At 35.0% G+C, this 20,810-nt stretch carries 18 protein-coding genes; 12 read left to right on the top strand and 6 right to left on the bottom strand.

All coding sequences use genetic code 11. The annotated features are described in order from the left end of the window. Nucleotides 1–29: 29 nt before the first annotated feature. Both trxB and M666_RS10730 read right to left on the bottom strand, forming a co-directional pair. On the bottom strand, nt 30–995 hold the full coding sequence (gene trxB / locus M666_RS10735) for a thioredoxin-disulfide reductase (RefSeq protein WP_024479985.1): 966 nt from the start codon (nt 993–995) through the stop codon (nt 30–32). A gap of 127 nt (nt 996–1,122) precedes the next feature. Further along, nucleotides 1,123–2,253 carry a formylglycine-generating enzyme family protein gene (locus M666_RS10730; protein WP_029445854.1) on the bottom strand — a complete coding sequence of 377 codons (1,131 nt, stop codon included), beginning with the start codon at nt 2,251–2,253 and terminating at the stop codon, nt 1,123–1,125. Nucleotides 2,254–2,408: 155 nt separating this feature from the next. Here M666_RS10730 and M666_RS10725 point away from each other — a divergent pair, with 155 nt between their 5' ends. From M666_RS10725 to M666_RS10700, 6 genes are all read left to right on the top strand, one after another. Further along, nucleotides 2,409–5,312 (top strand): PEP/pyruvate-binding domain-containing protein, encoded by a 2,904-nt coding sequence (locus M666_RS10725; RefSeq protein WP_029445853.1) that lies wholly within the window; start codon nt 2,409–2,411, stop codon nt 5,310–5,312. 2 nt (nt 5,313–5,314) lie between these two features. Beyond that, nucleotides 5,315–6,574, top strand: coding sequence for a serine hydrolase (locus tag M666_RS10720; RefSeq protein WP_029445852.1), 1,260 nt, complete (start codon nt 5,315–5,317; stop codon nt 6,572–6,574). Between the two features lie 112 nt (nt 6,575–6,686). Continuing rightward, nucleotides 6,687–7,289 (top strand): TetR/AcrR family transcriptional regulator, encoded by a 603-nt coding sequence (locus M666_RS10715; protein ID WP_025614536.1) that lies wholly within the window; start codon nt 6,687–6,689, stop codon nt 7,287–7,289. A 54-nt stretch (nt 7,290–7,343) separates the two neighbouring features. Then, the gene (locus tag M666_RS10710) at nt 7,344–8,156 is read left to right on the top strand and encodes a haloacid dehalogenase type II (RefSeq protein WP_029445851.1); all 813 of its coding nucleotides are present in this window, start codon (nt 7,344–7,346) and stop codon (nt 8,154–8,156) included. 7 nt (nt 8,157–8,163) lie between these two features. Beyond that, complete coding sequence (locus M666_RS10705; RefSeq protein WP_029445850.1) at nt 8,164–8,565, top strand: DoxX family protein; 402 nt, start codon at nt 8,164–8,166, stop codon at nt 8,563–8,565. Continuing rightward, on the top strand, nt 8,547–9,278 hold the full coding sequence (locus M666_RS10700) for an SDR family oxidoreductase (RefSeq protein WP_029445849.1): 732 nt from the start codon (nt 8,547–8,549) through the stop codon (nt 9,276–9,278). Before M666_RS10705 ends, M666_RS10700 begins: the two co-directional genes overlap by 19 nt. Nucleotides 9,279–9,319: 41 nt before the next feature. Here the strand turns inward: M666_RS10700 and M666_RS10695 are convergent, their stop codons facing one another. The 4 genes from M666_RS10695 to M666_RS10680 form a co-directional block, all read right to left on the bottom strand. Continuing rightward, nucleotides 9,320–12,136, bottom strand: a complete 2,817-nt coding sequence (locus M666_RS10695) for a hypothetical protein (protein ID WP_029445848.1) — start codon at nt 12,134–12,136, stop codon at nt 9,320–9,322. A gap of 18 nt (nt 12,137–12,154) precedes the next feature. Then, on the bottom strand, nt 12,155–13,072 hold the full coding sequence (locus tag M666_RS10690) for a serine hydrolase (RefSeq protein ID WP_025614531.1): 918 nt from the start codon (nt 13,070–13,072) through the stop codon (nt 12,155–12,157). A gap of 238 nt (nt 13,073–13,310) precedes the next feature. Further along, complete coding sequence (locus M666_RS10685; RefSeq protein WP_029445847.1) at nt 13,311–15,032, bottom strand: alpha-amylase family protein; 1,722 nt, start codon at nt 15,030–15,032, stop codon at nt 13,311–13,313. A 46-nt stretch (nt 15,033–15,078) separates the two neighbouring features. Beyond that, nucleotides 15,079–16,017 carry a carbohydrate kinase family protein gene (locus M666_RS10680; protein WP_025614529.1) on the bottom strand — a complete coding sequence of 313 codons (939 nt, stop codon included), beginning with the start codon at nt 16,015–16,017 and terminating at the stop codon, nt 15,079–15,081. Between the two features lie 212 nt (nt 16,018–16,229). Here M666_RS10680 and M666_RS10675 point away from each other — a divergent pair, with 212 nt between their 5' ends. The 6 genes from M666_RS10675 (at nt 16,230) to M666_RS10650 (ending at nt 20,787) form a co-directional block, all read left to right on the top strand. After that, a complete protein-coding gene (locus M666_RS10675; RefSeq protein WP_029445846.1) occupies nt 16,230–17,276 on the top strand; it encodes a LacI family DNA-binding transcriptional regulator in 1,047 nt (348 codons plus the stop codon). Between the two features lie 73 nt (nt 17,277–17,349). Further along, entirely contained in the window at nt 17,350–17,556 is a 207-nt protein-coding gene (locus M666_RS10670) for a hypothetical protein (protein ID WP_029445845.1), read from the top strand. Nucleotides 17,557–17,637: 81 nt separating this feature from the next. Beyond that, the gene (locus tag M666_RS10665) at nt 17,638–18,732 is read left to right on the top strand and encodes a DUF6688 domain-containing protein (protein ID WP_029445844.1); all 1,095 of its coding nucleotides are present in this window, start codon (nt 17,638–17,640) and stop codon (nt 18,730–18,732) included. A gap of 129 nt (nt 18,733–18,861) precedes the next feature. Beyond that, entirely contained in the window at nt 18,862–19,689 is an 828-nt protein-coding gene (locus tag M666_RS10660) for a phosphodiester glycosidase family protein (protein WP_029445843.1), read from the top strand. A gap of 72 nt (nt 19,690–19,761) precedes the next feature. Beyond that, a complete protein-coding gene (locus tag M666_RS10655; RefSeq protein ID WP_029445842.1) occupies nt 19,762–20,343 on the top strand; it encodes a hypothetical protein in 582 nt (193 codons plus the stop codon). A gap of 102 nt (nt 20,344–20,445) precedes the next feature. Continuing rightward, nucleotides 20,446–20,787, top strand: coding sequence for a hypothetical protein (locus M666_RS10650; protein ID WP_029445841.1), 342 nt, complete (start codon nt 20,446–20,448; stop codon nt 20,785–20,787). The last annotated feature ends 23 nt before the right edge of the window (nt 20,788–20,810 follow it).

The following is a 20,810-nucleotide window of genomic DNA, read 5'->3' as shown; positions in this document are numbered from 1 at the left end:
GAGCCGCTAAAAAGCGGCTCTTTTTTAATTTAAGCCATTGAGGCCGGTGTTTCTATCGCTGCCAGGTAACGCTCGGCATCTAAAGCTGACATGCAGCCTGTACCCGCCGCAGTAATCGCTTGTCTGTATTCTTTATCTTGAGAATCTCCACAAGCAAATACTCCTGGAAGATTTGTCTTAGTAGATTTTCCTTTTGTAATTAAGTAACCAGTTTCATCCATATCTAACTGACCTTTAAAAATATCCGTATTTGGCTTATGCCCAATAGCGATGAATAGGCCTGTAATATCTATTTCTGATTTTTCACCAGTCACATTGTTTACCATACGTAAACCTTCTACTACTTGTCCTCCTAATACTTCATCTACTTCTGTGTTATATAGGACTTTAATATTTTTTATATTATGAACTCTGTGTTGCATTGCTTTCGAGGCTCTCATCTCGTCTTTACGAACTAACATGGTAACACTTTTGCAAATATTTGCTAAGTAAGATGCTTCTTCCGCTGCAGTATCTCCTGCTCCTACAATAGCTACATCTTGGTTCTTATAGAAAAAACCATCGCAAACAGCACAGGCAGAAACGCCTCCACCTCTTAATTTTTGTTCACTAGGAATATTTAAATATTTAGCGGTTGCTCCTGTTGAAATAATTACTGTTTCTGCTTCAATTTGAATAGAATCATCTACTGTAGCTTTGTGAATACCGCCCACTTCTGTGCTGAATTCTACTGCCGTAATCATTCCTATTCTAACTTCCGTACCAAAACGTTCTGCTTGAGATTGCAATTGCATCATCATTGTCGGTCCGTCAATTCCTTCTGGATATCCCGGAAAGTTATCAACTTCTGTTGTTGTCGTTAATTGTCCGCCTGGCTCCATTCCCGTATAAACAACAGGCTTCAAATCTGCCCTTGCTGCATAAATAGCTGCAGTATACCCTGCAGGTCCCGAACCAATAATTAAAGTTTTAATTCTTTCAATTTTATCTGACATAATCTAGTACTTCATATTTGTTACTTCAAAAGTAGGTTTTTTGTCAAAAAACTTACATTAAAAGTTATCAAAAGTTGTTATAGTTTAATAGTAGATTTCTCTTTGACGCATTTTTCTAAGAAAAATCTTAATTTTTAGTGAGCATCTTTGGAGTAGCCACAGTTCTAAAACCAACATGTTCTGCCCCGGAATCTGGACTTGAACCCATTCGTGAAGAAATTCTATAACTCGCACAATACGAAGCACTGCATAAAAAAGAACCTCCTTTTATTACTTTTTCTATAGCATACGGGTTATTGGGATTATAGGTTTTAGCGGGCCCTTGAGGATTTCTTGCCAGTGCCACATTATTGGCTACGTCTTTGAAATAATTAGAACTGTACCAATCTGAAGTCCATTCCCACACATTACCTGCCATATCATATAACCCAAAATCATTGGCAGGATAGGACATTACTGCTGCTCTGCGTTCAAAACCATCTAATTTAGAATTGGTAACAGGAAACTCCCCTTCCCAAGTGTTTGCCATAGTGGCTAATTTGCTAAGGTCATCACCCCAGAAATATATGGTTTTCTCTTGATATCCACGGGAAGCACGCTCCCACTCCGCTTCTGTTGGCAACCTTCTTCCGGCCCATGTACAATAAGCCATAGCATCCTCATAAGAAATTTGAACTACAGGCTCTTTATCTTTACCCTGTATGGTACTTTTTGGTCCGTTTGGATGTTTCCAATCTGCTCCAATCTTCCATTCCCACCATTGAGAAAAATCGTATAAATTAGGAACAGAACTTTTTGTTTTTTTGAAAATTAAAGCTCCTGGCTGTAAAATAGAATCATGAGGTTTTGGAGTACCTTCAGGTAGTTGTGTTTTCATTTCCTCCCAATCAATTGCTCGTTCAGCCACGGTAATATAGCCTGTCTCTTTTACAAATTTTGCAAATTGGGCATTGGTAACTTCGGTAATATCCATAAAAAAACCATCTACTTGCACTTCATGCATAGGTTTCTCATGATCCATAGCCATTTTATCTTGAGGTACTGCTCCCTGATTAAAGGTTCCTCCTGGGATCCAAACCATGCCTTTTGGCACTTCAATATCTGCAGGTTGCTCCACTAAAATTTCTTTTAACACTTCTTTTTCGGGAGTTACAAGCACTACCTTATCCTCTTCTTTAACCAATTCTTCTTTCTTTTGTTCTTTACACTGGGTATTCAACAAGAGTAGCGCAAAAAGGGAGGGTATTAAGAACTTCATTAGAAAGGGTTTATCGGTTAAGTGTCAAAAATACAATTATAGTCTAATCGAATAAAACATTTAACTTTAAATTAATCCATAAAAAATCAGTAAATTATTAAACAAATGCATTTACAAAAAGTATACTTTTACTATGATTTAAATTTGATCACCCCATGAAAACCAAATCACTTTCTACTTTTATTCTGGTTTTATTCACCGCTACATTATTTTCTCAAAAACTTAGCAATGAAAAGATTACAGAACAAATAAATGCCTATAAAAATGATATAAGAGGACCTTACAAAGATATTCGTTGGTTTTGCACCGATGGTAGTATTCGACAACCAAAAGACCCTTGTCCTGAAAATATTGGACCTGGTGTACAACATGCTCGTTATAAAGATGCTGTAGTTGCTTTAGGAGAACAGAACCATATTTATTTTGGTCAGATTTTAGCATATACCGATATTCAAGAATTTTGGGATACGGAGCATAACCATTCTCGATTAAAACAATATCAATTAGATAAGTATCTAAGAACAATTGATGACGGTTGGATTTTGCAAAAAGGGCAATACTATAGAGGTTCTATTCAATCTGAAGATGAACAAGCGTGGGGCATTCAATTTTATAAATGGTTATTAGCAGATCAAGAGCGTGTGGCTCAAAATTATTTTTTAATCCGACAATCGTTAAAAGATATTCCGCATGAGGGTGATGATAACACCTCTCAATTAATGCGTAGCCAGTCTAAAGTAATTTCTGATGGATATGACTCTTTTATGGATCTTAGGGTGAAAATTCATAGTCAGCCAGAATTTGTAGACATTCAAAAAGTAAAAGAGTTTAAACAGAAACATACGGCAAAATTAACAACGAGTCTTAGCAAACAAATTGATGCGTTGATTGGTACCATGCAAACCTTTTATAAACCTATAGATCCAGCTACATTTTTAGCGAATGCTCCTCTTGTAAAAAAAACAGCCATAGGTAAGAAAATTGAAGCGTATGCAATTACTTCCGCAACAGATACTCCAAAAAGTATTATCATTAATTCTTCTGACTTACTTTTGGAGTTGAGAGCTGCCATTTTAGAAGAAACAAATCCTGAAATTAAACTACAATTGCTGGATATCTCTTTAAAAGTAGAAGATATCCTATTCAAATATGCTCCTAAATGGGAACCGGAATCTGTAAATGTTTTATTAGAAAAAATCTGTTATTTAGGAATGGCGACTGCAGGTGCTGGCTATGCTGAAACTTGGGAATGGGAACAGTTGATGGGGGCGTTAAGCAAATATGAAGCTAAAAAAATGACCTTAGGTGAACTTACAGCTGTTTTAGAAAATGCCCGTAGAGAGGTAGAATGGAGCGCCGCGATGGTAAAGGCTACCTATCAAGACATTGTTAGTGAATACACGGGTTTTGAGCCTAAAGCTTATGGTTTTATTGATGATAAGATTAGAGGATCTATTGCCTTGTATTTAGGTAAAGCTGTAGGTGAGCTTGGCGATTTTATTGCAAAAGAATCTTCTTTGAGTAATAAAGTTTTAGACATACAAAACCAAAGCACATTTAGAGGCTTAAATCCCGGCTACGCCTATGGAGAATTGGTGGTGGTTGATGGCTCTCCTGATGAGATAGAAGTAGCCTCTGATAAGATTTATATTTTCCAACGTCCTCCGGCAGATTTAAAACCTGTTGCAGGAATAGGTACTGTAGCGGAAGGAAACATGGTTTCTCACGTGCAATTACTAGCCCGAAATCTAGGCATCCCGAATGCAGCATTATCCGATGAAAATTTAAAAGATTTACTAACCTATAATGGTCAGAAAGTATTTTATGCGGTCTCTAACAAAGGAAACGTAATTCTAAAATTGGAGAAAGACATGACAGCAGATGAACTTGCTTTATTTGCAAAAAAAGAACGGAAAGAAGAAAAAATTGCGGTGCCGGTAGCTAATATTCGTTTAGACGAAACTGAGATTCTAAATATGCGTAGTGTTGATGCGGATGATTCAGGAAAGCTTTGTGGACCAAAAGCGGCCAATTTAGGTCAATTAAAAAAGATGTTCCCGGACAATGTTGTAGAGGGATTAGTGATTCCTTTTGGAATTTTTAGAGATCACATGGATCAGCCCATGCCAGGACAAACGGTTACGTATTGGAAGTTCCTTAACACTATGTTTGCAGAAGCAGATAAAATGCGCGCAAATAATGTTATTGAGAAAGAGGTAGAAAACTATCAGCTTATTCAATTAGAAATCTTGAGAGCTGCTATAAAAATAATGCCGCTAAAAGATAGCTTTACCTCTTCCTTAGAAAAAGAATTCTCAACAGTTTTTGGTAAAGATTTAGGCGCAATTCCTGTTTTCCTGCGCAGTGACACCAATATGGAAGATTTAAAGGATTTTACGGGAGCGGGACTTAATCTAACTATTTTTAATGCGGTAGCTAAAGAAAAAATTATCGCGGGTATCAAAGAGGTATGGGCTTCGCCTTACACCGAACGTAGTTTTAAATGGAGGCAGAAATATCTATTAAACCCAGAAAATGTTTTCCCTTCTATTTTAGTCATTCCTAGTGTAGATGTAGATTATTCTGGTGTTTTGATCACTAAAGGATTAAATTCTGGTTTTGAAGAAGATTTAACCATAGCCTTTAGTCGTGGCGCTGGTGGTGCCGTTGATGGTCAGTCTGCAGAAACCTATGAAATTAAAAATTCTGGTGGCTATGACTTATTAGCCCCTGCACGTGAACCTTACCATAATACGCTACCAGATACGGGCGGTACTGGAAAAAAATTGGCAACTTTTGAAAAAGCGGTTTTAAATGAGCAGAATATAGAAGATATACGGGCCCTTGCAGAAACAATCCGAAAAAGAATGCCTGCAGAAACCACTACAGATTATAAAGGTGCATATGATGTAGAATTAGGATTTAAAGACAATAAATTATGGCTGTTTCAAATTAGACCTTTTGTAGAAAACAAAAAAGCATTGAGTTCTGCCTATTTAGAATCCATCACCCCAAAAAATAATACGAATAAAGAAATAGCCTTATCTACTAAATTATAACCATGAAAAAATTACTTATCCTAGGAGTACTAATTAGTTCTTGTTTTGCATTTACGACCCTTTTATATTACCCTATTGATGGGTATGAGCAAACAGGAATCAAAAGATTACTCCGCTTAGAATTAATTAAGAATGGTGAGCTAAAAGAAGCTACTCCTTTACCAGAAGGGGCTAAAAAATCATGGAGTGATATAAAACTGAATTTAACTTCTAAAGCATCGGATAGTGTGGGGAGTTTTTTACAAGTCGATGAAGATTTCCAGAAGGAAATTAGTGGTTTATTCAGAGGTTTAGACAAAAGCTACTCGCTTACTGTTTTAGATATTTCAGATTTGGATAGCATTCGGTATGCCAAAAGAAATGAAACTGCCGGGTACCAACCAGGTAGTGTAGGTAAACTGGCGGTATTAAATGCCTTGTTTACGCAATTGGCTAAAATATATCCAGATTCTTGGGAAAGCAGAACAAGTTTACTAAAAAATAAAACTGTTAAAGCGGGTGTTTGGAGCCTAACCGATGAGCATACCATCCCCATCTATAATGTAGAAAAGAAAACCTTGGTGAAACGCCAAGTTGTGGCTAGTGATGTATTTTCATTGTATGAATGGGCAGATCATATGTTGTCTGTAAGTAACAATGGGGCTGCAAGTATTGTTTGGAGAGAAGCTTTACTAATGGCAGCTTTTGGCAAAGAGTATCCTGAATTGACAGAAGAAAAGGCATCAGCTTATTTTAAAACAACACCTAAAAAAGAACTGACGGACTTAGCAAATGATGTGGTTAATTTACCTCTTCGTGATTTAGGCATCACCCATGAAGAATGGCGTCTAGGGAGCTTTTTTACAGGCGGTGCTAATACGTATGTCGGTGACAAAGGAGGTAGTACTGGAACTCCTATCGGATTGATGAAATTTTTAGTACAACTGGAGCAAGGAAAAGTGGTAGATGAAAATAGTAGCCTAGAAATGAAGCGTCTTATGTACATGACAGATCGTAGAATTAGATATGCACAATCTCCTGCGCTAAAAGATGCTGCGGTATATTTCAAATCTGGAAGCTTGTACAAATGCGACCGCTCTAATGGTCAAGTTTGTGGAAAGTATATGGGGAATGTTTCAAATTTCATGAACTCTGTTATCATCGTTGAACACCCAGATAATTGTACGTACATGGTGGTATTAATGACCAATGTATTGCGTAAAAATTCGGCTTCAGATCATATGTATCTAGCTTCTGCCATAGACAAAGTCATAAAGAAATAATAATTAAATTCTTCTTAGCTGGTTTACTACTTATGGACACATAACGTCATAATTCCATGTTAATAAAGTAAAATAAAAAACATACTACCTAGTATTTTATTACTTTTACTACATGGAGCAAAAGCAGAAATCGGAATTCACTAAACAATTAATCCTCGAGGAATCATTTAGATTATTTTATTCTAACGGTTTTAAAAGTACTAGTGTAGATAAAGTTATGCTCGCTACCAAGCTTACTAAGGGTGCCTTCTATCACCATTACAAAAACAAACAAGAATTAGGTCTCGCTGTAATTACCACAAAAGTAAAAGAGCGCGTTTATGATGGTATGGTTGCTCCATTATATCAACCGGGTAACGCTTTAGATATTTTAAAAGCTACTTTTATCGATCGTCTAAAATCATTTTCTATTCATGAAAAGAAACATGGTTGCCCCATGAATAATTTAATTAATGAAATTGGAGATGAAGAAATTGCATATCAAATCGCATTAAAAAAAATTATAGAAGAATGGCAAGCAGCGCTAATTTTCTTAATTGATAGAGGTAAATTAGAAAAAAGTATCCAACAAAATATAGAAAGTAAAGCGGTTGCTATTTATTTAATAAGTGCTTTTGAAGGCATTCGAGGCATAAGAAAGTTATACCAAGACGATGCTATTTTAGAAGCCTACATCTCTGGACTTTCTTTCTACCTGCAAAAATTAGAAGTTTAATTTTTTTTACATAAAAACATACTACATAGTATGTTTTATAAAATCCCCATCATTATGAGTCAACAAAATGAACAAAGAAGAAATTTCGTAAAAAAATCTGCCTTATTAGGCTTAGCGGGTATTGCTGCCCCACACTTAGGTTTTTCTGCGAATGATACCAAAAAAAACATAGAACCTACCCTTTTGACAGACCGTCCTAAAGTAATTTTCTTTGATGTAAACGAAACCTTATTAGACCTAAACGCAATGAGAGAAAGCGTAGGGAATGCCTTAGGCAAGAGAAATGATTTACTATCCTTATGGTTTACCACCATGCTACAATATTCATTAGTAGACACAGTAGCAAGGCAGTATCATGATTTTGGAATCGTAGGCGTTGCTGCACTACAAATGGTAGCCTCAAACAACGGAATCACAATATCTAAAGACGAAGCTACAGAAGCCATTCTCACACCCTTGCGATCACTACCTGCACATCCAGAAGTTAGATCTTCTTTAGAAAATTTAAAAAAGGCTGGTTACACTTTGGTCTCTTTCACTAACTCATCAAACATAGGTGTAAAAACACAGTTTGAAAATTCTGGATTAATAGATTTATTTGAAGAGCGCTTGAGTGTAGAAGATATCGGAAAATTTAAGCCTCATGCAGATGCGTATGATTGGGCTGCACGAAAAATGGGTGTAAAACCCCAAGAGTGTTTACTTGTAGCTGCACATGGCTGGGATATTGCGGGTGCACTCTGGGCAAATTGGAGAGCTGCTTTTATCAGCAGACCCGGCGCACAATTATATCCTTTGGCACCAAGTCCAGAACTCAATGAATCTAATTTAAAATTAATTTCCGATAAATTGATTGCCTTAAAATAAGTGCAATATGAACGTCATTAAGGAAAATATTTTAAATGCTATCACCATCATCATCATGGTATTTTTTGCATTTCCTAAATTAACAGGAATGCCTCGAAGCATAGAAGGCTTTAAGCAAATTGAAATTGCGCTAGGTATACCTGCAACTTTTTTTAGAATATTCACTGGCATTTCTGAAGTAGCTTTAGCAGTTCTTTTAATATTCGCATTTGTCTATAAAAAACAAACGTTAGAAAAAATAGCGTTTGCCTTTTTATTGATTACCATGTTGAGCGCTATTGTACTTGAACTCCTGGCTAGACCAGAACCTAAACTTATTCTTGTAGCCATAGCCGTATTTCTAGCTATTGGCGCTACTTATAAATTAAATAAAACCTATAACAACAAAACATGGTATACAATAAAGTAATTATCGTAACAGGATCCTCTAAAGGTATTGGTAAAGAAACAGCCTTACTATTGGCTAAAAACGGTGCAAAAGTGGTCATAAATCACTCTAACAGTGAAAAGGAAGCTAAAGAAACCGTTGCTCAAATAGTTGCTAACGGCGGAAGTGCATTTTCATTTAAAGCGGATGTGAGCAAAAAAAAGGAAGTAACCGCCTTATTTGATGCTACTCTTGAAGCTTATGGTAAAATTGATGTTCTAGTAAACAACGCCGGAACCATGGTTTCTAAACTATTGAAAAATAGTAGCGAAGACGATTTTAGTACCCTATTTAATGTCAATGTTAAAGGGGTATTCAATACGCTACAAGAAGCCAGTTCTAAATTAGCGGATAACGGTATAATCATCAACTTTTCTTCTAGTACCGCTAAATTGATGTTGCCAACCTATTCTCTTTATTCGGCTACAAAAGCTGCGGTAGAACAAATGACACGTGTATTCTCTAAAGAAATTGGAAGAGGAATATCTGTAAATGCAATTGCTCCAGGAGCCACAGAAACAGATATGTTTTTAGATGGAAAATCTGAAGAAACACTCACAAAACTTCGAGGCATGAATGCCTTTAATAGATTGGCAAAACCTATAGATATTGCTAAGGTAGTATTGTTTTTATCAAGCGATGATTCTAAATGGATTTCTGGTCAGGTGATTGGAGCCAATGGCGCTTTAGTATAAAAACGCTCTAAGTATAGCTCTCTTTTTGTGTATAAAGAGGGCTATACTATTTTATGCAATTCTTCCAAGGCTTCTTTTGCAAAAGATTGTATTTTGAAATTATCATCTTCCAAATACTTTTCTAGCAAGGGAATAAATTTTTTATCTTGTTGCTTACCGATCAAAAAGAAAACAGCAAGCTTTAGCTTTTGATCATTAGCTTCTAATAGCAATTGGAAGCATTCTAATTCCGTTAATATCTTTTGTTTAAATTGATGTATTATTTCTTCAGAAGTTACATCTACCACGCTGCTCTCTATAATAGGAAGTAATTTTCGTTTTAATTCTCCTGAAAGTAAATTATCTAAAAATTCTATAGCATTAGTTCTTGCCTCCTGTTTTTCACTTACCAAGCCCGCATAGGCAATGGTAATATCGTTCTGCTTATATTTTAATCCTAATAATTTAAAAATACGTTCTAAACCTGCATCCAATCTTCGCTCTAATAATTCTAATAAACTTGCACGTGCATCGCGTTCTGCTTCAGAAACTATTTCTTTTGTTTTTTTTCTATTTCGATAAGAAACTATAATCTGCGTATGCATCGCAGATAAGGTATTATGATACAATTTGCACTCCTCATAAATACTAGAAACAATTTTAGCATTATTAAAGTGAAGGCTAGGAAAGTCGGCTTTTAAGTCGCTCAAGGCTCTAATTGCTGATAGCCGCACCGCTAAATCTTTATCCTCTAGTAAGCGAAATAGGTTACGGACAGAATCTTGCGAATGAAATGCTTTAAATACTAGCGGAATAAACCTAGCAACTTCTATAGAAACCTCATGAGTTTTAACCATATCTAACAAGGTAGGCTGTATTTGCTGCCCATAGTTCTGTAGTGCTAACAGGGCTGTATTTCTCAAACTTTTATTAGGTAAAAAGCCAACAAGTAATGGAATAAACTCCGGACTTAAGGTTTGTCCTGCGGCATAAATGGCGGTTTTCTGTACCGCTTCCGAAGAGTGCAATAGGTATTCTTTTAGGATGTCATGAAAGCTTGCAATATTAGCAGCCCCTATTGTTTTCAATAGAATCTGCAATCGGTCTACATCTGCTTCATTTTCTTTAACCGCTGCAATCTCCCTAGCTATTCGTTCGGTTAGTTTATAATTTTTACGCAATGAATAATTATCTCTAGACTCCCGTGCCAAACAGAGCAATGCTGTTGTGGCTACTAATAAATTTTCGTCATCCAAATAAGCATCAAATACAATAGCTTCATTCTTTTGAGCGTGTAATAATAAGTAAGCCAATGTAGCCGCTACCAAATCCTCATCCTCACTTTTTAGCAATTCTGGTATTTGAGAAATCATACTTTTACTATTCAAAAAATAAAGACTTTGAATCGCTGCAGTTTTTATTTTAACCGAAGGGTGCTCTACCAGTAATTCTACCTCTTTTATAAATCGTTTGTCATTGATTTCCTGTAGTTTTTGCAGCATAAATAAGATTTGAGATTCTGATCCTGATTTAAATACTGTCTTCATACCTTCTACCACTGAAACGTTCTTTACAACGGAAGTATCTTTTATTTTAATATTGGCTAACTCGGCAAGGTTTTCTCTAAAGGTTTGAAAGTATTCTTTTCTAACTTTATAAATAAAAAACATCCAAATCCCCACAAGAAATATGATAATTGAAGTAATATAGTATATGGGTAAATCTAACCCCTTAATAGCAAAAATTAAGATAAAACCTGCGATACCAGTAGCTACACTATCTACAACAACATCTATAAAAGACTTTGTTTTGTTTTTAAGGTCAAAAGGTAAGGGTAAGGATAACAGTTCCGTAGCACTCTTATGAATAGATTGCTTTAAGGTGCCATCTACCGCTTTAATAAAAATGATTACCGATAATTCTGGAACAACAAAAAATAATGCTGCTCCCAAGAATATTCCTAAAGGCAATAACATTAAAGAAAAACCAACGCCCCAAATACCTACAACTCTTTGCGTAAAAAATAATTGAATTAATAGCGATAATAAATTGAAGGTGGAAAACCAAAAAGCAAAGAAAGAAGTCAGCTCATCTGGGTCTGGAATACGTGCAGAAGCAAAATCACTGTACAGATAGTCTACCAGTTTCGCAACAATAACACTGACCCCCACAATACCCGCTAGATAGGTTAGGTGCTTAGAGTTTTTAATTAATGTAATTGGTTTTACCTCTGGCACTCCGGTGCGCTTCTTCTGCTTAAATGTATTTAGTTTGATAATTCTGGCTTTCCATATTTTATTTAGCAAGGCGATACAAATCCCTAAAAACAAGGCGGCAATGAATATTACATTTTCATTGCCAATAAGCGGCGCTAATAATGATGTTAAGTACCCTCCTAAAATTCCGCCTAGAATAGCCCCAGAACCAATAAACCCGAACAGACGCTTGGCTTCTCTGGCGTTGTACACCAAATTTGCCATGACCCAAAACTGTGATGCGGAGAGAACAGCGTGAATGGCTACCCACACGTAAAAAAAATAGAGTGCCCACTTATTTAAGTAATGAAACCTCAGCAATAAGGCAAGAGCAATACTAAGGATTATAGAAACCGATAAGGTAAATCTAATTATTTTTTTTAGTGAAAAACGCGCTAATGCCCTAGAATAGGCATAAGAGCTTACTATTGCGGTTGCGGCAACTAAAAGAAAAGCCAAGGGAAGGTTTTCTACTCCTAATTCCGATAAAAATAAGGCGTTTACTGTTGGCTTGATAATTAGCAAAGAGGCTATTACCAAAAATATATACGCCAACATGTAGAAAGAAATTTTAAACTCTCCTTCTCTTATATCAAATGTTTTCTTAATTAAGTTTAGGAGCATGAAAGGTTTAAAATAATGCTAGTTACTAGCCAAAGATATTCGCTTTTTTAAAACTTTTTCTACTGGTTTTACTAAATCTCTAATAATTTGCTCTCCATTCGCATCATCTATTAAAGCTACTAGAATATAACGGCGGTCTGGATCATCTCCCCAAACCAATATAGAATCTGAATGGAAAGTACGCCAAGAACCAGATTTTCTAAACAAACGGGCATCTGGAGCAATTTGATCTAAGGTATTTACAAATTTGTGATGCAAGTCTGGATTTTCCATAATGGCCAACATTTGCTTAGAACGCTTTTCGTTCACTAATTTCCCATTAGCTAGTAAATAATAATACCTACAAACTTGCGTAACCGTAGCTGCATGACTTAAGTTTTTTAAAGGTTCTCTGTTAGTATCACCTCCGCTACCGTAGCGTTTGCCTACCCAAAGACCTCCTCCTTTATGCTCATCATAAAAAGCATATTTAGGATCTGTCATGACATCTTCTATTTTCTTGTACCCTACACGGTCTATCATTCTAGTAGAGGCTTGGTTGTTAGATTTACTAATCATTAAACGCATATCTGCCTTAACTTCCTTAGTTTCTTTTAACTGGCCTTTTTCAATAGCATCCATAGCCGCTAAAAGAATAGCAATTTTAGGTAAGCTAGCAGCATACATCATATGATTACCATTGATTCTTGCAAATCTTGTTTGCTCTGGATTGCTTAAATCTACCACACCAACAGCCATTTTCTTTTCTGAGATTAATTTCCTCCACTGTGGATTTGATTTTAATTCTTTCTCAAGGCTATTTTGTAATGATTTATTGAAGACACTAGGAAGACTTTTAATTTCTGTATCAGGAATACGAATTGGCAGCTCATCTTGTGCAAAAAGTGACGTACTGATAAGTACTAATAAAACTACAAGTAGTGAGTTCTTTTTCATAATTAAAACACAGATTTATGCTGTGTCAAAAGTATTTTTTTTATTGGTTCCTTGTGTGTTAAATTTTCATTACAATGTAAAAAAATAAAATCCATATAACACAATAGCTTACAGCAAATTACAGCGCTAGATATGTTAAAAAATTAATATTCTACTAGGTAAAAAAATAAAGTTACGTATTTTCTAGCATCTTAAAAAATAAGGCCGATTCGCAGTAAAATGTGTAAAATATACGGCATTAAAAATTCAGCACTTCTTTTTCATCAGTACCTATTATCGTTATTTCAAATTTATAGGAAGAGAGATCAGCTTTTAACCGGACGCTATTACTGCCTTCAACCCATGAAAAATCGAGCTCATGCTCCGTAGTTGCTGCAATAGTCAGTTTTCCTGTAAAAGCCGCATTAGTATTTCTTAAACGCAATAGTTTTAATTGTTTTAGCACTACTGGTGTTGCTAGGCTTTTTTTAATTTCTTCAAGAGATAGGGTGGTCCTATTTATTTCTTTGTGCCCTCCACTACCACCATGATCAGCAGCTTCATAATTGTTTTTACCTGCAAATAAATCTAAATACCATATCTGAGGTGTACCGGGCATAAATAATTGAATAGCTCTTGCCAATAATAATTTCTGATCACTTTCTCCCAAAGCACTATAAAAAGTAGCATTGACTTGGTAATAAGAAATTTTCTTCCCTGACGGATCATAAAGATTTTTAACCCTTCCACCACGCGCAATAATGGTGTCCATAATTTCTTCTATTTCTTTATCGGCTAATAAACCCTCCTGGTACACACCCTGTACTTCTTTTCCTTTAAGGTCTAGCACAGGAATACCATCATGGCATCCTAACATATTTACGGTAGTATAATTTTTAGCAACAATCTCATTCGCCCATTTCAGAAGCGCTTTATTGGTACCTTTTTCTAAAGCATGAATGGTTAAACCTGGTAAGAAAAAATCATATATAACATATCCTTTAGCCGCTACCTCATCATGAAGATGTAATCCGTATTCCGCATGGATTTCTGGTAAGAGTTGTAACTCATTTTCTTGTGCAATTTTATTAATGCGCTCTAAATAATCCCAAGTACCCGGTGTATTAAAAAAATTAGTTTGTCCCACTTCTTTATGCAAGTAGGCAAAAGCATCTAACCTAAGCACATTACACCCATAACTTCGCACTTTTTGTAAGGTCTCTTTGTAGAACTCCCATACTAAGGGCGACTTTGCATTTACATCCATCTGCCCTAAATACGACCGCTTCTTTTCTATAATTGCTAGGATCTGATCTTTATATATTTCGTGAGCTCCTAGATTAAGAGTTCTAAAATCTTGTTGCGTCGCTATCGCTGCATTCATGGTTTCACAAATAGCTACTGCTATTTTCTCTGATACATTTAAATTAGATACATCACCTATTGCTATTGGCTGATACTTAATTTCTTGGTAAAAGGTATTCCAATAGGGCTTTTCTGTTCCATCTGGGAAGATAACTTTAAGTATCGGTAGTCCAGATTTACGCATGAATAACTTATTCAAATGTTTAGCATCAGGTATAATCACTCCATTATCTGCTAGTTCTCCATGGCCCTCCCAAAACTGATTCCAATCAATAAAAAAATCTTTATATTTTGATGCTTTCCCATATTGCAACATATCTTTAAATTGCGGGGAAGCAACAGAAAGGTGATTTAAAACAATATCAAACTTAAGCATAATGCGCAATGCGGCTAAAGCTTTAAGGTCTTCTTTCGAAACAAGTTCTTGGTTAAAGTCATAATCAATAATAGAAAAACCACGATCTAAATCACTATTAAAGAAAGTAGGTAGTATATAGAATAATGAAAAAACATCTTCAAATTCGGGCATTTGTAATACCTCAATAGTATCGCTCAATTTGCTTCCAATACTATCTGGGTAAGCGTTTAGCATTACACCATTTCTAATCTCTGTCATATCTGAGGTTTATAATAACTTATTGTCTATTGCTATAATGAATTGCTTATAATAATTCTGAAATAATATTAATATTATCTGGGAGTCGCCCTACATTTTGAAGCTTTAACGCCGCTAATTTAAGAGCCACTTCTAAGCACTTTTCAATGGGTTTTTCATTGATATAAGCAAATAAAAATCCTGACCAAAAAGCATCTCCTGCACCGGTGGCATCCATAATTTTGTCTACCTTAATTGCTGGTAAAGTGATGACACCATAGCCTTGTTTTGAAAGCTTAACACCTTTACTCCCCAATGTCAAACATACTGTAGTCACCCCCTCAGAATGAAAGAAGTTAAAAATTTCATCATGCGGTACTTCTTTCTTAAACAAGCGAAGCATATCATCCTCGCTAATTTTAACGAGTGGATTAAATTTACAATAGGCTTTGATAACTCTTAATGCTTCTGCCCTACTCTTCCAAAGTTTTCTCGCATAATTCACATCAATACTTAATTGACAGCCCAATTCAAAAGCTTCTTGCGCTTTTTTAAGAATCGTAGCCTGCGCAGGGTTTTTACTTAGGGCAAAGCAGGTGGTATGAAATATTTTACTATCTAATAGTAAGGCTTTACTTAATTGTTTTTCCGTGATTGCTTTATCGGCTTGTCTAAACGGAATAAAATCTGGCGTACCCGCTGTTCTTGAAACGAAGATAACACTGGTGGGTTTGTTCTTTTTCTTAGTGATGTATTTTGTAGAAATCCCCACCTCATCTAATCGTTTAAAAATATAAGACCCAAAACCATCATCACCAACGGAAGCCACAAGCGCGGGATTTAACCCCAATCGTGCTGCATTCATCGCTACATTGGTAGGAGAACCTCCTAAATAGCGGTGATAATCTCTCGTATTATCAATTCCCATTCCGGATTGATGACCTATAAAATCTATTAAAATTTCACCTACACAGAGAATGTCTATCGTTCTTGGTTTTGTTTTCAAGTTTTTGGTTTTAGAATACTATGTTATTTAGTTTAGTTTTAAGACGCTGACTTATAGTAAAGTATAGCCACTTTTGCTAAATTAATTACCAAGATAAATCATAATTAATTTGTTTTGCAATTTTAGCTTACGAAAATGATTTCGTAATTAACTAAAACGATTTCGATTTTTATTTCTAACTTACTTTTGAAAGCAAAACCTATATTTAGACTATGAAGCCGGCAACCTTAAAAGAAATAGCTCAAAAATTAAATATATCTGTATCTACAGCTTCCAAAGCATTGAAGGATTATCCTGATGTTAGTAAAAAAACGAAAGCATTAGTTCATGAATTGGCTAAAACTTTAAATTACAAGCCTAATAGTTTAGCGGTTAACTTACGCAATAAAGAGACGAAAACTATTGGTTTAATAGTTCCCGAGGTAGTACATCACTTTTTTTCTAGTGTAATTAAAGGAATTATCTCTCAGGCAGAAAAGAAAGGCTATTTGGTAATTATTTTACAGTCTAATGAATCGTATAAATTAGAAAAAAAACAGCTTAATTTATTAATGCAGCAACGTGTAGATGGTATTCTTATTTCCTTAGCAAATGGTACGGCCGATTTTATGCACCTCAATGAAATTGTTGCTCAGGATAAGCCACTCGTTATGTTTGATAAAATTGCAAAATTAGTACGCTGTTCTAAAGTTATTATTGATGACCGCAAAGCAGCATATGATGCTACGCAACACTTAATTGATATAGGTTGTAAGAAAATAGCGCATTTTAGAGGTGCCTTATTGCCGCAGAATTCAATAGATCGTTTTTTAGGCTACAAGAAGGCTTTGTTAGATAATCAAATGGACTATGACCCTTCACTAGTTTACATCTGTGAATGTGGAGATAAAAGTTTTGAGGAAGGTAAAACCAATGCATTACAACTATTAGAAGATCATACAGATGTTGATGGCATCTTTATAAATACCGATTTAGTTGCCATTGGCGCCTTGACAGCGTTTCAAGAAAAAGGTATAGCTGTACCTAATGACATTGCGGTGGTAGGGTTTAGCAATTGGTTTATGTCTTCTGTAATATCTCCTAGTCTTACCACAATAAATCAGCCCGGTTTCTTAATGGGCAAAACAGCCTTTAAGCAACTTTACAAAGAAATTAAAAATCATAAAAAAAATAAACCAATAGAACTGAAAGAAATTATTTTACAAACAGATCTGATACTAAGAGAGTCTACCCAAGTATTTAAAAAAGAACATATCTAAGCCTTTTAAAAGTAGTATATTTGAGAAAATACAAGGTTTGATTTAGCAGTAAACAACCCAAGTACAAAATAATATGAAAAAATACATATCGCTTGCTTTAGGAATTTTTGCATTGGCAACTGTAGTGTACAGCTTTTTTGAAAATGCTATAGACCGATCAGAGATTTTAGGTTTTGAAGTAGGTATATGGAGCTATAGACTATTTTGGAGCGTATTGACTGCTGCATTATTTTTTAGTTTCTTAAAAGAGTCAAAAAATAAAATTAGCGATTTAAAATAAGTCCCTTTATTTCTTCTTATGGTTATAATTAAACTAAATCTGATCAGTCCCAAAAGTAACCGCTATAATTCTTAGTTTTTAATGGCAGCATTATTTATTCTAGGCATATTTTTAGTATTCATAGTATTTCTAGTTTGGCTTGTATTAAAACGTTCTAAAATAACCGCTAAACCTATAGAACTTATCATTGGTTCTGTATATATATTTACACTCTTCTTATTTCTCATTGGCTTACTATTTCATAGCAATCCATATTATAAAGCTATAGATCCTGTAGATGGAGAATGCTACAACCCTTTCTCGCAGCAACACATACTCACCCTACTATTTTACTTTGTTGCCTTTAATGTTTCGCTTTTTTTGGTGTGGACAAGAAGTAAAAAATTACCTCCTTTGAGTTTGGTACTTTCTATGGTATTTATAGTACTAGGAATTATTTTGAATCTCGTCATTATATACCAAACCTCAACCCACGATACCACCAGCTTAGATATGTACATAAGTGATACGGAACACATCTTACTACTATTTGCCCCTGTTGCAGCCTTGTGTGTGGGTATACTTCTAATGTACAAAGTAGTTACGGAACAGCTTACAGAAACCGCAGATAGAACTTATGCTAATCCTTATCTACACAAAATTCAGTGTTTTCTATTATATAAAAGCAGAAACCCGCTTTGGATACTTGTATTCCTATTTCCTGTATTTTTTATATGTACGCTAGTCCTTATTTTATTTGGCCAAGCTCCTGATGCTCTTATTAAGGTATTTACAGAAACTACCACCTGGAAACTATCGCAACAAATGCATCCACCAGTCTTAGATCATAAAGGACATTATTTATGTACCGTAGCCGCTTCTGGCCATCCTACTATTGTAAAACCGATTAGATTAGGCCAGCGCAATGGCAGGCCCATTATTGTAAATAGGCAATTACTCATTGCGAATGCTTTTGAGGAAATGATTCAAGATTTCTCCCCAAAACTACACCACGTGATTCGTAAAAATTATGACCGATATGGGTATAACCTTTCTACGAAAATAAATACTCCAAGCTTATCAAGTATCACCTATGTGGCTATGAAACCTTTAGAATGGTTTTTTCTAATAAGCTTATATCTCTTTTGTCACAAACCGGAATTAAAAATTAAACAGCAGTATACCTTGAAATTATAAAAGTCTTAGTACACAAACTTGAAAGAGCAACCCTCTGTATTTTAGGGAATATTACAAACTAAGCGTATATTTACTCTGATCTGATGTGCCTTAGAAAACCCCAATCTTTATTGCCTTAAATATAAAACCATGAAATACCTATTATCCTTTCTTTTTGCTGCTGCCATTATTCTTCTATTCTCCTTTAATGAATTTTCTGATGCCGGTGAGATCAGCTGGAATAAAATTGATGAAGGTTTATACTATGCCGAATACGATGCTCCAAAAAAATCTAGCCTTGGAGACAGTAAGATCAATATCTTAAAGATTTCTACAAAATTATATAACCTTAATTTATTGAGCGCCAAAGAAAATGGGGAACGCATTAAAACGGCTAAAAAGTGGGCACAAGATAAAAATCAAATTGCAGTTATTAACGCGGGTATGTACATGCAAGACTTTGCCACCAACGTGGGTTTTATGAAAAATTTTAATTTCACCAACAATGGTCGCTTAAGCAAAGACAATACAATTGCCGCTTTCAACCGAAAAAATGATAGCGTTCCTGAGTTTCAAATTATTGATAGAACCTGTCAAAACTGGGATGAACTAAAACATCAATACAACTCTTATACACAATCTATCCGCATGGTAGATTGCAATCAGAAAAATAAATGGGGACAGCAATCTAAAAAATGGAGCATGGTGGTTATCGGAAAAGATAAGGAAGGTAATGCCCTTTTTATATTTACACGCTCTCCATATTCCGTTCATGATTTTATTAATATCCTCTTGAATTCTTCTTTGGAAGTATACAATTTAATGTATTTAGAAGGCGGCCCCGAAGCATCATTCTACATGCACTATAATGAAACTAAAGTAGAAAAAATGGGAAGCTATGAAACTGGCTTTAATGAAAATGATGATAACAACGTATTCTGGTCTATTCCAAATGCTATTGGAATTAGCAAAAGGTAAACCATACACAGCAAGACCACCATTTACTTTACGTGTATAACTATTTAATGAACCACACCTACAAACTACCCTATGAAATTTAAAATAACTGCATTTTGCTTCGTTAGTTTTCTTGTTTATGGTTGTACCACCGAAAATAAAACCTTCCATGCTTCTGAGATAGGATGGACTATTAATTTAATTGATGGTTGGGACATTGAAAGTGCTAGAAAAGTAGATCAAGATATTCATGAAGGTTTAGCTCTTATTGAAAATTCGGGAGAAAGTGTCTATGTTAGTGGAAAAGAAATAGGACTCTTTGTGCTTCGATCTGATGAAATAACAAAATTTCAAGCAACCATCATTCCTTTTGAAGAAACCTATGAAAACGAATGGAATGATAAATACCCACAGATAAAAGATGTTATTTATTCTATTTTTGCCTCTCAAGGCGTACAAGTAGATTCTACTTCAAGTAAAGAAACCATAGATAATATAGCGTTTGAAGTGTTCAACATCAAATTGTCACAAAACGGTAGTACGCTAATGGAACAAAACATGTATAGAACGTACATCGAGGGTTATGATTTTATCATCAATATGAGTCACAATAGTATTAACGATAAAAATGCTATGTTAGCAACACTAAGAGCCTCAAAATTTGATAAGAAGTAGATCTTACTAAAACTTAACGAAAAGTTAAAGAATTACAATATAAGCTATAAAGTTTTTCTGTGTTGATTTGTTTTTTAGATTTGCGGCTAGCTATCGCTAAAAATGAAAAAGACAAATTACATTTCTAAAGCACTAACAGCAGTATTCCTACTGTTGTTTATGATGTTGCCTTTAGCAATTCAATTTGTGCATTCTTTTGAAAATCATGAGCATACAACCTGTAAAGATCAGGATAACCAAAAAACTCATATTCATCAGAAATCTCTTGATTGTCACATTTGCGACTTTCACTTCTTTTCCTTCACCTATGATATTTCATCCTATCCAGAGTTTGTAAAAACTGCTTTTTCTTTAAAAGCAACTACTAGTTTTGCAACTCAATTTATCAATACTTTCCTTAACAACAACACCTCATTAAGGGGTCCTCCTAGTTTTCTTGCTTAATTTAAAAAACATATTTTTTAAAA

Origin of the sequence: Cellulophaga baltica 18 (assembly GCF_000468615.2) — a bacterium.
Classification (GTDB): Bacteria; Bacteroidota; Bacteroidia; order Flavobacteriales; family Flavobacteriaceae; genus Cellulophaga; species Cellulophaga baltica.
The sequence above is the reverse complement of the archived record's forward strand: the minus strand, read 5'-3'. Positions and strand labels throughout refer to the sequence as shown.

What these genes read in the sequence shown, in the direction of transcription:
- trxB (WP_024479985.1), bottom strand. Translation starts at nt 995, where the DNA reads ATGTCAGATAAAATTGAAAGAATTAAAACTTTAATTATTGGTTCGGGA.
- M666_RS10730 (WP_029445854.1), bottom strand. Translation starts at nt 2,253, where the DNA reads ATGAAGTTCTTAATACCCTCCCTTTTTGCGCTACTCTTGTTGAATACC.
- M666_RS10725 (WP_029445853.1), top strand. Translation starts at nt 2,409, where the DNA reads ATGAAAACCAAATCACTTTCTACTTTTATTCTGGTTTTATTCACCGCT.
- M666_RS10720 (WP_029445852.1), top strand. Translation starts at nt 5,315, where the DNA reads ATGAAAAAATTACTTATCCTAGGAGTACTAATTAGTTCTTGTTTTGCA.
- M666_RS10715 (WP_025614536.1), top strand. Translation starts at nt 6,687, where the DNA reads ATGGAGCAAAAGCAGAAATCGGAATTCACTAAACAATTAATCCTCGAG.
- M666_RS10710 (WP_029445851.1), top strand. Translation starts at nt 7,344, where the DNA reads ATGAGTCAACAAAATGAACAAAGAAGAAATTTCGTAAAAAAATCTGCC.
- M666_RS10705 (WP_029445850.1), top strand. Translation starts at nt 8,164, where the DNA reads ATGAACGTCATTAAGGAAAATATTTTAAATGCTATCACCATCATCATC.
- M666_RS10700 (WP_029445849.1), top strand. Translation starts at nt 8,547, where the DNA reads ATGGTATACAATAAAGTAATTATCGTAACAGGATCCTCTAAAGGTATT.
- M666_RS10695 (WP_029445848.1), bottom strand. Translation starts at nt 12,136, where the DNA reads ATGCTCCTAAACTTAATTAAGAAAACATTTGATATAAGAGAAGGAGAG.
- M666_RS10690 (WP_025614531.1), bottom strand. Translation starts at nt 13,072, where the DNA reads ATGAAAAAGAACTCACTACTTGTAGTTTTATTAGTACTTATCAGTACG.
- M666_RS10685 (WP_029445847.1), bottom strand. Translation starts at nt 15,032, where the DNA reads ATGACAGAGATTAGAAATGGTGTAATGCTAAACGCTTACCCAGATAGT.
- M666_RS10675 (WP_029445846.1), top strand. Translation starts at nt 16,230, where the DNA reads ATGAAGCCGGCAACCTTAAAAGAAATAGCTCAAAAATTAAATATATCT.
- M666_RS10670 (WP_029445845.1), top strand. Translation starts at nt 17,350, where the DNA reads ATGAAAAAATACATATCGCTTGCTTTAGGAATTTTTGCATTGGCAACT.
- M666_RS10665 (WP_029445844.1), top strand. Translation starts at nt 17,638, where the DNA reads ATGGCAGCATTATTTATTCTAGGCATATTTTTAGTATTCATAGTATTT.
- M666_RS10660 (WP_029445843.1), top strand. Translation starts at nt 18,862, where the DNA reads ATGAAATACCTATTATCCTTTCTTTTTGCTGCTGCCATTATTCTTCTA.
- M666_RS10655 (WP_029445842.1), top strand. Translation starts at nt 19,762, where the DNA reads ATGAAATTTAAAATAACTGCATTTTGCTTCGTTAGTTTTCTTGTTTAT.
- M666_RS10650 (WP_029445841.1), top strand. Translation starts at nt 20,446, where the DNA reads ATGAAAAAGACAAATTACATTTCTAAAGCACTAACAGCAGTATTCCTA.